Origin of the sequence: Flagellimonas eckloniae, from assembly GCF_001413955.1 — a bacterium.
Lineage (GTDB): Bacteria > Bacteroidota > Bacteroidia > Flavobacteriales > Flavobacteriaceae > Flagellimonas > Flagellimonas eckloniae.
Genome location: NZ_LCTZ01000002.1, coordinates 2,476,239 through 2,490,070, shown reverse-complemented (window position 1 = coordinate 2,490,070; position 13,832 = coordinate 2,476,239). Strand labels below are relative to the sequence as shown.

12 protein-coding genes are annotated in these 13,832 nt (G+C 38.5%); 8 read left to right on the top strand and 4 right to left on the bottom strand.

The genetic code is table 11. The features are described from left to right. The first annotated feature begins 14 nt into the window (after positions 1-14). The 8 genes from AAY42_RS10605 to AAY42_RS10575 all read left to right on the top strand — a co-directional run bounded on the left by AAY42_RS10605 (position 15) and on the right by AAY42_RS10575 (position 6,602). Positions 15-554: an RNA polymerase sigma factor gene (locus AAY42_RS10605; protein ID WP_082433578.1), complete on the top strand. Its 540-nt coding sequence runs from the start codon at positions 15-17 to the stop codon at positions 552-554. Then, positions 554-1,096 (top strand): hypothetical protein, encoded by a 543-nt coding sequence (locus AAY42_RS10600; RefSeq protein WP_055394993.1) that lies wholly within the window; start codon positions 554-556, stop codon positions 1,094-1,096. Before AAY42_RS10605 ends, AAY42_RS10600 begins: the two co-directional genes overlap by 1 nt. Further along, positions 1,065-2,165: a hypothetical protein gene (locus AAY42_RS10595; protein ID WP_175288756.1), complete on the top strand. Its 1,101-nt coding sequence runs from the start codon at positions 1,065-1,067 to the stop codon at positions 2,163-2,165. Before AAY42_RS10600 ends, AAY42_RS10595 begins: the two co-directional genes overlap by 32 nt. A 90-nt stretch (positions 2,166-2,255) precedes the next feature. Further along, the gene (locus AAY42_RS10590) at positions 2,256-2,915 is read left to right on the top strand and encodes a hypothetical protein (RefSeq protein ID WP_139063714.1); all 660 of its coding nucleotides are present in this window, start codon (positions 2,256-2,258) and stop codon (positions 2,913-2,915) included. Beyond that, complete coding sequence (locus AAY42_RS18305; protein WP_175288755.1) at positions 2,908-3,069, top strand: hypothetical protein; 162 nt, start codon at positions 2,908-2,910, stop codon at positions 3,067-3,069. The genes AAY42_RS10590 and AAY42_RS18305 overlap by 8 nt, the downstream gene beginning before the upstream one ends. A 16-nt stretch (positions 3,070-3,085) precedes the next feature. Next, positions 3,086-5,428: a TonB-dependent receptor gene (locus AAY42_RS10585; protein WP_055394986.1), complete on the top strand. Its 2,343-nt coding sequence runs from the start codon at positions 3,086-3,088 to the stop codon at positions 5,426-5,428. A gap of 16 nt (positions 5,429-5,444) precedes the next feature. Next, a complete protein-coding gene (locus tag AAY42_RS10580) occupies positions 5,445-6,278 on the top strand; it encodes a GIN domain-containing protein (protein WP_139063713.1) in 834 nt (277 codons plus the stop codon). A 36-nt stretch (positions 6,279-6,314) separates the two neighbouring features. Next, the gene (locus tag AAY42_RS10575) at positions 6,315-6,602 is read left to right on the top strand and encodes a DUF6958 family protein (RefSeq protein ID WP_055394982.1); all 288 of its coding nucleotides are present in this window, start codon (positions 6,315-6,317) and stop codon (positions 6,600-6,602) included. Between the two features lie 5 nt (positions 6,603-6,607). Here AAY42_RS10575 and AAY42_RS10570 read toward each other — a convergent pair whose 3' ends face one another. The 4 genes from AAY42_RS10570 to AAY42_RS10555 form a co-directional block, all read right to left on the bottom strand. Next, positions 6,608-8,044 carry a rubredoxin gene (locus AAY42_RS10570; RefSeq protein WP_055394980.1) on the bottom strand — a complete coding sequence of 479 codons (1,437 nt, stop codon included), beginning with the start codon at positions 8,042-8,044 and terminating at the stop codon, positions 6,608-6,610. 11 nt (positions 8,045-8,055) lie between these two features. Then, a complete protein-coding gene (locus tag AAY42_RS10565; RefSeq protein ID WP_055394978.1) occupies positions 8,056-11,589 on the bottom strand; it encodes a nitrate reductase in 3,534 nt (1,177 codons plus the stop codon). Positions 11,590-11,733: 144 nt separating this feature from the next. Further along, entirely contained in the window at positions 11,734-12,420 is a 687-nt protein-coding gene (locus AAY42_RS10560; RefSeq protein WP_055394976.1) for a response regulator transcription factor, read from the bottom strand. Between the two features lie 104 nt (positions 12,421-12,524). Beyond that, a complete protein-coding gene (locus AAY42_RS10555) occupies positions 12,525-13,808 on the bottom strand; it encodes an alginate export family protein (protein WP_055394973.1) in 1,284 nt (427 codons plus the stop codon). Positions 13,809-13,832 lie beyond the last annotated feature (24 nt).

Sequence of the window (13,832 nt, the reverse complement as noted above, 5' to 3'; positions counted from 1 at the left end):
ACCGTCCAGAATTTTTGGAAGCAAACGTACGTTTTACGCATCAAGCTTTAATAGAGCAAAGCAAACAGGGAGACCGCAATGCCCAATATCAGTTGTATGGGCTCTATGTGGATGCTATGTTCAATGTTGCTATGCGTTTATTGACCATACGGGAAGATGCGGAGGACGTGTTGCAGGAGAGTTTTGTTGAGGCCTTTAAAAAAATGGATACGTTCAGGTTTGAAAGCACTTTCGGTGCCTGGTTAAAACGAATTGTAATCAATCGGAGCATCAACCATCTAAAAACAAAGCGATTGTTATTGTCTTCCTTGGAAAGTGAGGGAGAAGTTATAGAAGATGATGAGGTGAATGCAATTGAACCTTTGGAAATAGAGAAAATAAAAATTGGATTGGGTCAATTACCAGAGGGATATAGACAAATTATTACTCTCTATCTCATAGAGGGGTATGACCATGCGGAAATTGGAGAAATTTTGAGGATATCAACCTCAACCTCCAAGTCGCAATACCACAGGGCAAAAAAGAAACTAGTTAAAATTGTAAATGAGTTGTAATGGACAATTTTGAAAAACACATTAGGGAAAACAAAGAGGCATTTAATGTTCACAAAGTGGATAAGGATAAGCTATGGAAAGAAATAGCACCTCAATTGGATGATGAAAAGGGTAAGGTAATTCCTTTATGGAAATCTCGTAAACTTCGAGTGGCTGCCTCCATTATCCTGTTAATGGGATTATCATTAACGGCCTTTTTGTTAGTCGGCAATCCAGCTTCTCAAGTGGGTGAAGGTTATGCAAGCGAAGAGCTATTGGATATTGATATGTACTACAAGAACTTGGTACATCAACAGGTTCAATTGGTGAAAAATCATCCTGCCCTTGCCGCAAATGATAAAGAAGAGTTTTTGTCTTTTATGGATGAGTTAGATGATGAATATGAACAATTAAAACTGGAAATGCAGAACAATTTGGACAATGAGCTGGTATTGGAGGCCATTGTGAACAATTATAAAAAGCGTATTGAATTGATTGAGAATTTACTTAAACAGATCAATGCTTCTAAAAATGAAACGGATTATGAAGGCTACATACTATAAAAAAATAGTGCTCAGTGCACTACTATGCTTCAGCGCTTTTATGGCTATGGCTCAGAGCGAGCGTTCCAAACAATGGGAAAAGACGCATGAACTGCCCTCTACGGGAACATTGCAGATAGAGAATAAGTATGGCGATGTGGTTGTCAATGGATGGGCCAAAAACCAAATGAAGGTAGAGATTGCTATAAAAGTGACCCACAGAAAGGACGAAAATGCCAAGAAGTTATTGGATAGGATTCAGCCTAAAATTACAGCGGCAGGAGATTTTATTCGGGTTACGTCAGAAATAGCGGATCGCAGTACCAGTGTATTTTCTAGATATTTTAACAAGGCCAATCCGTTTGATTTTGATAAATCCAATATCCAAATTGATTATAAGGTTTACCTGCCCGTAAATGCAGAACTCGATATTACAAACAGGTTTGGAGATGTAATTATAGCCAACTGGAATGGAGATTTGGAAGCCAATGTACAACATGGTGATATCTGGATTAATGAAGATGTTTCAACCATAAAAATTGATATGCGCTTTGGAAAATTGAACTGTGGCAAAATAGGCTATGGAAATATTAAAATGAGCAATGGGAGTATTGATATAGAAGATGCCCAAAAATTGAAAATAATCAGTAATGGGAGCGATGTGAAATTGGATGAAGTAGCAAACCTAGAGCTGTATTCGAGTAAAGATGAGGTGAACCTGTTTAAAATTGGAAGTATGCGGGGCGACTTTAAATTTTCCAATGTTGATATTAATACCATTGGAGATGAAATGTTTTTAACCCTTCGAATTGCCGAAGTGGAAATTCATCATTTCCTTGATTCTAAACCAGAAATAGACATTGTTCAAGAATCCTCAGATATAAACATGAACATTTCAGGTCTTGCATTTAACTTTAAAGCAACCCTGGAGCAGGGACTCCTAAGAGTTCCAAAGTCTTTTGCCAATATTAGAACAAATGTTACCAATGCCGGAAAAAAGATTAGGGATATTTCGGCGTCCTATGGTTCCGGAGAACGTGGCGATTTCTCTTTAAATGGGATAAAAGGAGTTATTGTCCTAACAGATTAAAAAATAGTATTCATCAAATCAAAAAAATCAAAAACCATGCAACTTTTAAAAACTATGATTGTCTTTAATACGACAGCCTTGACAAGAAAAATGAAACAGAATAAATTCCTGCTTCCAATACTGCTTTTAAGCTTTATCTCTTGGGCACAAACAGAAGAAGATGATAACTATATCGAGTTTAATGACAGAAGCAATGTGGTTCATGGAGTTTACTTCGGACTAGGAACCTATTTAGGTGAAATTGACGGAGAAAGCACCTATAATGGAGTTTTTAAAGTTGCCTATGTTGCAAATAGACAATTTGAAGTTGGTTTTGCCGCCGTTGGTTTTTATTCGCAGCAAGATTTGAGGATTGATACTTTTGAAACCTTGGACTTTGCCGGGGGGTATGCAGGGCTCCATGTTGAACCTATATTATTTGGACGCTCAAAGGTTAACCTTTCATTTCCCATACTTGTTGGGGCTGGGGCAGTGGTCTATGTTGAGGATAACAATCGAGATATTGATATCGATTTTGATAGAAATGATTGGGATGAGGTATTTGTAGTGGAGCCAGGAATAAATGTTTTGTATAATATTTCTAGATATGTACAATTGGAAATTGGGGCACGATACAGGTTCTCAAGTAAAATAGATTTGGCACCAAATAGAATAAAAAACATCAATGGATTTTCTGCTGGTTTCGGTATAAAAGTGGGCATTTTCAATATGGGGAGAAATCGTTATAAAAAGCATTTACGTGATGAATAACGAACCAAAAACCAAAGGCCTTTCCTCCAGACATGTGTTTACTGAAAATGGGTCAGTATTTGTGCGAAGTTCACAAAACGTTGAAGCTGATGAATGGTCCGTAATAAACTTCTATTGGATTCCAGTATTGCAATTGGAAAAAGAACTTCGCTAACTTTTTAGATGAACCAATGAAAAAATCAAAAATTAATGCCTTTTTGTTCTTGGGTTTATTTTTTACATCTGTACTTCTTGGATATGGTCAAGATCTAAAGCAAACTGTTAAAGGAAAAGTGACCGATATTGTAACAGGAAGTCCTTTAATGGGAGCCACAATTATTCTCATTGATTCAGAACCACAACTAGGTGTAATAACAAATGCCCAAGGATTTTTCACAATGGAGAATGTCCCTGTAGGCCGACAATCTTTCAGTTGTAGTTATTTGGGATATGAAGATGCTCTGGTTTCACAAGTTTTAGTTGGTTCTGCCAAAGAAATCAATCTAAGTATACGACTCACGGAATCCTTGAATCAGTTAGGGGAAATTGTTGTCTCAGCACGCAAAGATCAAATTAAGCCCAATAATAAATTGGCAACGGTAAGTGCACGGTCATTTGGTGTAGAAGAGACCAAACGCTTTCCTGCAAGTATTAGCGATCCTGCAAGAATGGCACTTTCTTTCGCAGGTGTTACCAATTCTGATGACACCACCAATGAAATTGTGATCAGGGGTAATGCGCCAAACCAACTACTGTGGAAAATTGAAGGGGTAGAGGTTCCTGAACCCAATCATTTTTCTGAGGAAGGCTATTCGCCTGGAGCAATAAGTCTGTTGAGCACCAATATGCTGGGCAATTCCGATTTTTTTACCGGAGCTTTCCCAGCGGAATATGGTAATGCAACCTCAGGAGTTTTTGATATCAAGCTGCGAAACGGAAATGCTGAAAAAGCGGAGTATGCGTTTCAATTTGGTGTTTTGGGGACTGACTTGGCCATTGAAGGGCCTTTCTCCAAAAATTACAAAGGATCTTATTTGGTCAACTACAGATATTCTACCTTGACCATCTTGAACAACATTATAGAAGTCTCAGAAGGCTCAGTGCCCACCTTTCAGGATCTTGCGCTTAAGCTAAACCTGCCAATAGGAGAAAAAACAAACTTGTCGTTTTGGGGAATTGGTGGATTTAGTGAGGATAATCAGGATAATGCGGAGCAGATAAGTCCGGTTTTGGTGGAAGATGAATTCTTTGAGTCAAAAACCTATATGGGCGGCCTTAACCTCAAGCATTTTTTTAGCACCAATACTTCATTGGACGGGGCCCTGTCCTTTTCTGGAAACCAAAGTGATTATGTTTTTTCGTTGGACAATACGACAAACGATGATTTTTTGCAGGAACGCGATATTTTAAGAAACAATGCGCTTCGTTTGAGCGTAAACCTAAATCAAAAGTTCAATGCAAGAACAACTCTAAAGACAGGACTTGTGTATAGTAGATTGTCCTATGATGTTTTAACGGACGAAATACTGAATGACAATGCCATAACTTTAGTTGACTCGGAAGGCAATGGTACATTTCTCCAATTTTTCTCCCAAGCCAAATACCGATTTACTGAAAAACTCTCCACAACCTTTGGACTTCATGCCTCGTCATTTTCTGTGAACAATGATTTTGTGCTTGAACCACGGGGTGGAATTGAATATCAAATTTCTCCAAAACATACGCTGAGTGCTGGAATTGGATTGCACTCCAGGCGAATGCCATTAAATCAATACTTTATTGAAATTGGTGATGGACAGGGAAATGCTAGCACGCCAAATACGAATCTGGATTTAATGAGGGCCATGCACTATGTATTAGGTTATGACTGGCGAATTCTTAAAAACGGTCATCTAAAGCTAGAAGTCTATTACCAAGACTTGAACAAAGTTGCTGTGGCAGCAGATTCAAATTTTACAGATTCCTTTTTAAATGGTCAATTTATAGAAAGAGAACTCACGGACTCGGGGAAAGCCAGAAATTATGGATTGGAACTGACCTTGGAGAAATTCTTTTCAAACCAATATTATTTTTTGGTTACGAGCTCACTTTTTGATTCACAATACCGTGCTGCTGATGGCAATTGGTATGACAGTCGTTACAATGCCAACTATACCTTCAATGTTGTTGGAGGTAAGGAGTTTAAGGCAGGAAAGAATGGGAACAACATTTTTGGGGTCAATGCAAAGGTTTTATGGAATGGTGGTAAAAGAGGCACCCCTGTCGATTTGGATTATTTTGATGATACGGGCTTTGTGCGATTACTTCAAGATCAAAGAAACGCATTGCAGTTTGATGACTATTGGAGAATTGATGCCAGTTTCTCGTATAGGATAAACCGACCCAAAGTTGCCCATATCATTTCATTGGATATTCAAAATGTGACCAACAGACTTAACGTTGACGAAGAATTTTTCAACACCCAAACAAGGATGATTGAAACGGAATATCAATTGGAACTCCTGCCATTACTCAATTACAGAATTGAATTTTAATCAAAAAACAAACATCATGATAGTAATCAAAAAAATCACTTTTATTTTGGCGACATGCCTATTTGTGACTTCCTGTTCTTACGAAACCATAAGAGTTTCAGATGAAGTATCCACACGGGAATACGACTTTGATGATATTACGGCCTTATCGATAGCTACAGATTTTAAAGCTTATGTTACTTTTTCTGAAACCGAGGAAAGTGTAAGCATAGAAGCTAATGATAATCTTTTTGAAAAGATCAATGTGTATAAGGAGGGTGGAAAACTAACGGTTAAATTGGATAATAATTTGAATGTGAAAGGGAAGGAAACCTTAAACTTGTTTATTACAACGCGGAATATTACCAGTTTTAAGGCATCATCGGATGCTGCCATATTTTTAGACTCACCTCTTGAAACACAAAATGTGTCCATTGACCTTAGTTCCGATGCCTATTTTGAAGGGGACATCACCACTGACAATTTTGACTTCATAGCATCATCTGATAGCAAGGCACTTATTTATATAAAAGCAACTGAGGCGCACATGAGTCTATCTTCAGGTGCAGCTTTGGATGGTGAAGTAGAAATAGATGAAACTACGATAAAGCTGTCTTCAGATGCTTCTGTTGATGTAGATGGGGTCATCGAAAATCTGGACGCAACACTATCTTCTGATAGTAATCTAGAGGATTATGGGTTGTATATAACTGATTTAAAAATTAAATTATCGGCAGATAGTGATGCCTATCTTACGGTTTCAAATACTATAGATGTTGAGGCGAATTCGGATAGTAGACTGTATTACAAGGGAGATGCCGAAATTATAAGACAACTAGTATCTAGTGATGGAAGAGTCATTAAAAAATAGAGGTATTTTTTTACCTTGTTGATTAAATAAGACAAGATGTCCAAAGAAGAAAAAATAATGACCTTACATCCGCAGGGGAAGGCAGGGGTCAATATTCTTAAAAGGCGGTATGATTTTATTAAAGACTTTTTCCTAAAGATTGTACAGGAACATGGAACCATCACTTTTGAAAAATTAGGGGATATGGCGGTTGACCAATTGACCGAAAGTTTTGATGGGAAGGTACTCTGGTATATTGTGACGGTAAAATTGGATTTGGAGGTAAGAGGAATAATAGAACGTATTCCCAAGACAAGCCCCCATCAATTGCGCATGAAAAACTAATTTAACTATAGCAAGTGCATTTCGGTTTTTGAAAATTCCACTTTTGACGATTCGCATACCGAACATTGATAGGTTTCAGGCAATTTTTCAAATGATGTTCCTGCCGCTATGTTGGCTTTGTTATCTCCAATAATCTCATCATAAATGGTAAAACAACTATTACATTGATACACCTGGCGCGTGTTTTCTAATACAGGTTTTTTCTTATTTTCCGTTTTCTTTTTTTCTTCACCCAATTGTTTGAAATATTTTTTACTCAGTTCCATCAATAATCCCGGAAGCTCAATTTTATCCACATCTTGCGCATACGCAATATAGGAATTGGTATTTGGGTTGAAATTCTCAAAGTGAAGCACGTTGTAAGTAGGTCTCACATCAAAGTTTTTCACAATTTCGGGGGGCGAATTCTTTTCAATGATTACCGAAGAAAAATGGGATCTTTTTCCCACATCATTGCTTATGCCAAATGTTAGTCCATAGGTGCTAATATCATTTTGGTCAAAACTTCTAACCAAGAATTTTTTTAGCTCCAAGGCGTCCAGATCATCTACAGGGAGATGCCAGTTCATTTCCAATTGGGAGTGTCTAACATTAATTCCCCAATGACCAAGAAAACGCTCAAGTTCTGCTCTACTTTCCGTTTTTATGCCTTTTACTATGAAGGATTTCCATGGTGTAATGCAAATTTTGCCAATACTATTGTCCAAACAAAAACCACAGAATTCTTTGAGGAATTTTAAGTCGTATCTATTATTTCGCCAATACAATCCTAACCAAAATTGATCTAACCCCATGCGGTTTACCCCTTCATAATACGGAAAAGTCAGGTATGGAATCTGAAGTTCCTTGTCCATGTTCTTGTTATTGGTATCCAGGGTTTTGCTGAGCAATGCAAACAAACCTTCTGCTGTATCAACAGTTTTGTATACTTCTTCAATAGCTTTTGAAATAGTAACAATATCCCAGCTATAAATCAATACAGGGTAATAGGATGTGGTTTCCCAATGAGGGAGATTCAAATGAAGATACCAATAATCCTCATTTTCTGAAGCAATAAAATTAAGGTTGCCATTGAATATAGGCACAAGCCGTTGCTTTGGGTCGGTAATATTGATTTTTAATTTGGGGAAGTAATCGAACTGTTCCAAAATATACAGATAGGTTGAGCCCTTCAACCAATAGGTCATATCAAAAATATCTGCGCAAACGTAGGACGAAACGATGTTTTGATAACTTCGTTCACTAATAATATCAGTATTGAATTTGGAAATACGTTCTAACGATTCCTCTTTGGCATCTGCCAAAGGAAAAAGCAAATCTTGGCGAGAGCCAAAATATACTTCGGATAGTCCAGCGGCTTCCAACATGGTAATGCTGTCTTTAAGTTCCCCTGGTGAGGTTACTCCCCCTTTAATGAGTATGCGATGTAAATCGTCGTTCATATTCAAAATAGTTAGGTTACTGCTGTTTGTAATTGCGCCAATAGCACTTCCTTAACTTCCGGTTTGCAGCTACCGCACCCCAGTCCAGCTCCTGTTTCTGCACATATTTTTGAAAATTCGGTGCATCCGCTTGCAATTGCATCCTTAATGTTGCCCTCGCCAACCTGACTACAGGAACAAACTAATTTACCTTTAAGTGGTGAGGTGTTGGATGCTCCGCGCAATAGTTCGTCGCGCTTTTCCGACAGTTCTATTTCTTCCTCAATCAATCTTTTAAATTCTGCAAACTCGTTTTTATCGCCCATTAGAATAGCCCCTTTTAGGGTGTCATCTTTCACGATGCATTTTTTGTAGAATCTTTTGCGGACATCCATCAAAATAACCTCTTCATACGTAGGGTCATTTAGAGGAGTATTTACCATTCCGATACTGCATAGGTCAAGGTTCTCAAACTTTAAAATGTTCATTAGGACAGAACCATTATAAATACTGCTTAAATCGCCCAAAATGTAGTTGGCTGCAATATCCGCTTGTTGCTCTGCTGCCGAAGTTATTCCAAAAAGACTGTTGTTGAACTCAGCAATTTCGCCCAAAGCAAAGATAGATGGGTCACTGGACTGTAAATATGAATTGACCAACACTCCTCGTCTGGTTTCAAGGTTGGCCTGTTTTGCCAGTTTAATATTTGGCCTCGTACCAATGGCATATACAATTGCATTGCAAGGTATGGTTCGTCCAGTTTTGAGATTGATTAATAGGGAATGACGTCCTTCCTGTTCCTCAAATACAGTACTTACCTCATTATCAAAGTAGATTTGAATACCTCGTTCAGTGACATCTTCGGCCAACAAACGACTTGCTACAGCATCCAATTGGCGTTCCATAAGTCTTGGTGCCCGTTGGATGATACTAATATTAATATTGATTTTTTTAAGTGCAGCTGCTAATTCCAATCCTAAAAGTCCCCCTCCAACAATAACTACATGCTGTTCTGCGGTAGGCAATCCAGTTTTTTGGAGATATCGCTTTAATCGGTCGGCATCGCTGCGTTCACGCATGGTGAATCTGCCTGGTAGGTCCATCCGAACATCATTGGGTACAAAAGCGCTACTTCCAGTTGCCATGACCAATAAATCATAGGAATGAACATTTCCTAAATCATCGATTACGGTTTTATCCACTGCATTCACTTTTTGTATTCCATTTGAAGGATATAATGAGACGTTGAGTTTTTCAAGCTCGCCTTCTTTTATTTTTTTTAGCGCTTCCCATGGGAGCTCTTCGTTTACATATTCAGGCAATAAAACCCTGTTGTAAAAGGGATGTTCTTCTTTTGAAAATACGCAAAGTTCATCGTCTTCATTTTTCTCCCGGTAAGTTTGTATAAATCGATATGCTGCGGCACCAGCTCCAACAACAATAACTTTCTGTTTTGGTTTGATGTATTTTGACACCTGTACAGCACAGTATTTAAAATCAGGTTCCTTGGAAACGGGATCTACCAAGTCATTTGTAATGTTGTTTGCCCTGCTAAAATCGTTGTTCAAAATTTTCCCCCAGTGCATGGGAAGGAAAACTACTTTTTCCCTAATATCGAAATTGATTTGCACTTTTACCTGCACAGTTCCACGCCTACTTTTTATAATCGCAATATCACCATCTCTTAATCCCCTTAAATAAGCATCCACTTTGTTCATTTCTAAATATGGGGTTGGAATATGGGTCGATAAACGTTTTACCTTTCCTGTTTTGGTGCGTGTATGCCATTGATCCCGTACTCGTCCGGTGTTTAAAATCAATGGAAAATCCAAATCGGTTTCTTCAGACTGGTTATAGATATTTTGTGGTGCGTTAAAATGAGCTTTAGAATCCGAAGTGTGAAATCTTTGGTCTTGAAAGAGCCTAGGGGTTCCTTTATGTTCTTTGTGCGGAACGGGCCATTGAAAACTACCTTCTTTTTTCAATCGGTCATAAGACAATCCTGAAATATCAATGTTGGTTCCCTTCGTCATCAGACAATATTCATCATAGACATCACTGGCGTTTGAATAATTGAAGCCTGAATACCCCATTTTTTGTGCAAACTCCCAAAGAATTTCAGCATCAGGCTTTGCTTCACCCGGAGAATCGATTACTTTGGGCAGATAACTTATCCTACGTTCAGAATTGGTCATGGTGCCCTCTTTTTCCAACCATCCGGCAGCAGGCAACAGTAAGTCGGCATATTTGGAGGTTTCAGAATTATGTGAAATATCTTGAACAATTACAAAACTGGCATTTTGTAAGGCCTTCTCTATTTTATGGGCATTTGGCATACTAACCACCGGATTAGTACAAATAATCCAAACTGCTTTGAGTTTTCCATTTTCCAAGGCATTGAACATTTCTGTGGCGGTTAATCCCGGTTTGGGTTGAATTTCCTTTCCACCCCAAAAATCCGAAACTTCTTTTCGGTGTTCTGGATTATTCAAATCTTTATGGGCTGCCAATAAATTGGCCATGCCACCAACCTCGCGCCCACCCATGGCATTGGGTTGCCCGGTAAGGGAAAATGGTCCGGACCCTGGCTTGCCAATATGTCCTGTAAGCAAGGAGATATTTAAGAGCGACACGTTTTTATCCACCCCAATAACACTCTGATTGAGCCCCATGGTCCACATACTTATGAATCCTTTGGCATCTGCAATATATTTAGCAGCTTTTCGGATTTGTTCTGGTGGAATACCACACCTATCAGCAGCCTGCCCAATGGTTAATTGAAAGGCACTTTGTTTACATTCTTCAAAGTTTACAGTATGTTTTTTGATAAATGCTTTGTCCAATTTTTTACGTTCTATCAACCATCTAGCGATTGCATTGAACAGGATGACATCAGTACCGGGTAGTATTTGTAAGTGAATATCTGCCAAAGCGCAAGATTGCGTTTTTCGTGGATCAACGACAATCACTTTTACTTTGGGATTTTCCTCTTTATGCTTTTCCAATCTTCTGAATAGGATTGGGTGGCACCAGGCTGGATTTGCCCCAGCGATTAAAAAGCAGTCGGCCAGCTCAATATCGGCATAGGCGATGGGAACGGCATCTTCTCCAACTGTTTTTTTATAGCCCACTACTGCGGAACTCATGCAAAGTCTTGAATTGGTATCTATGTTATTGGTTCCAATAAACCCTTTGGTAAGTTTATTGGCCAGATAATACTCTTCCGTAAGACATTGTCCAGATACATAAAAGCCAACACTATCTGGTCCATGCTTATCAATGATGCTTTGAAAAACTGAGGCAGCCCTTGTTAAGGCAGTATCCCAATTGACTCTCTGCAAAGGATGATTTCTACTCCATCGCATTTCCGGATGTAGAATTCTATCGCTGGTATCTTGGGCAACGTAGTTTAGGTTTTTTCCCTTGGAACAAAGCATTCCCTTGTTTACGGGATAAGAATCATTGCCAATTACGGATAAGGTCCCTCTAGAGTCTTTATTGACCGTTATGCCACAACCTACACCACAGTAGGAGCAAATAGTATCATATGAATCTTTTTTTTGCATTGTAGGGACACTCTTAAAACAAGTACAATTTTAAAACCGAAAAATATGAATTTACGTATAAATACGTAGTATGTATTTGATAAAAGTTGGACGTTTAATTGGAAGATTGATAAATAAACAGTGCATTGATCAGCATAAACATGGTTAAACCAGATTATGCTCTTGCGCTTTTTTGGAGAGATCAATAAGGTTCTTTACCTCCATTTTTTTCATAAGATTGAACCTGTGCGTCTCAATGGTTCGCTTACTGTTCTGTAGTTTTTCCGATATCTCTTTGTTGGTCAGTCCGGATAAAACCAATTGTAACACCTTAAGTTCTTTGTTGGTCAAATCAAATGGAATATCTTTTTCTTTTTTTGAAGCTTGAGGGGCCTCCGAAGTTTTATCTGGATTTAAAAGATTGTTAACCAAGACATTGGAAATATCACCGCTAAAATATTTACCGCCTTCATTTACCGTATGTATGGCCTTGATAAACTCAGTTTTATCTGTATCCTTAAGTAAATACCCATTGGCACCTGCCTTAACGGACTTTAAAATATACTCTTCAGAATCATGCATGGAAAGTATAATGCACTTAATGGGAATTTGTTCTTGGTTTAGGAGTTGAACCGTTTCTATACCTCCCATTTTGGGCATTCTGATATCGATAATCAGAATATCTGGAAATTTATCCTTGACTATTGAAATAGCTTCTTTTCCATTGGAGACTTCTCCAACTACTTCCAAATCAGATTCTTCTTCCAACAAGGCGCGTATACCATCCCTTACCAATGAATGGTCATCAGCAAGGATAATACTAATAGTTTGTTTTTCGATGGCTGATTGCATGGGCACAAATGTAAATGAAAAAAATAATGGTCACAAAAAGAAGGGCTACCACAATACAAACTGATCATGATAGCCCTCAACGAAGCAAAGTTTTTCACTTAAACCTAATTTGCTTTTGCCGTGTTCAAAAATTTCGGTTTTATGATGAGCATGGCCCACGCCCAGTTTTGGGAGCTGGCGGCAGCATCTTCCGTAACACCTTTTAGTTCGTACATTCCATCTGCAGGGAAGAGATGGGAATATCCAATTTTCAGTGCATATCCTTTAAAGCCTTGTGTAAAGACAAGGTCAATTTCTGTACCCAAACTGTTTTCCCCACTTGGTAAATCTTGTTCTCCCTTAAAGTTCAACACTTTGGCCATTAAGCTTGATTTTTCACCCAGTTTAAAGTTGGCGCTGGCATGAATATCAAACAATCCTATTGAGTTTGCATGATTCCCCACATAGAAATAGTCCATTAGGCCATTAAATTTATGGTTGGTACCATACAAAGGGAAGAAAGCACTTGTTCCTTCTTCATCAACATCGTTTCCACTTATAATTTCAAGGCCCAATCCCAATCCTACTTTGCTTGATGCTTTGTAGCTTAAATCCAATCCTAGGAGATAGGCTCCTTTAACATCTACTTCGCCCTGTCTTTCGCCTGTTTGAATAAATGCATTAGCGGCCAAACCAAAGTTTCCTTTTTTGTAGTTTAAATGGGTTCCAATAGTCTGTAGATTACTTAAACCGTCTCCAGCCCCTGCGTCGTCAAAGTTTTGGAAGCCATTGTTCAAAAGTAAAAGACTACCTGCAAAGTTTTCCCATTTTTGATTTAGGTACAACATCTGCATGGTCTTATAGGAGAAAAATCCAGTTGTATTGTATGTGGTGCCAACGGATTGAAACCCTGTAGGATTATCAAAATCTTGATTAAAGGCAAAGGCAAAATCAAGGATAAATTTGTCTTTTGAGTATTTGATCATGGCGGCATCATGGTTACGGCCTTGTTGTGCCCAATCCAATCCTCCTAAAATACGTTGGTCGTCATATGAAAGTACCTGTCTACCAAGTTTTGTAGACCACCCAGAGCCTAGGTTCAGTTCCGCCCATGCTTCAAAAATTGCGAATGAGTCGTTTTGGTCATCTGGTAGAATCTGTCTGTTTTCGCCCCACACCATTACGTCTTGTAGACTTAAATAAACTTTAAAGGTCTCGGCAGCATAACCAGCATTGAGCCTTGCTCTGGTGGTGACGGCAAAACCGGGATCCGCGGCATCTGGGATTAAGCTTCCAAATCCATTTCGATATTCTGTTCGTGGCCTAAATTGCCCGTCAAGCGTAAACTGTGCACTTATCGATTCAATCGATAGGCAAACTAGGATAATTAAAATATAACCTCTTTTCATAATCTTCAATTTTAAGTTGAGTTT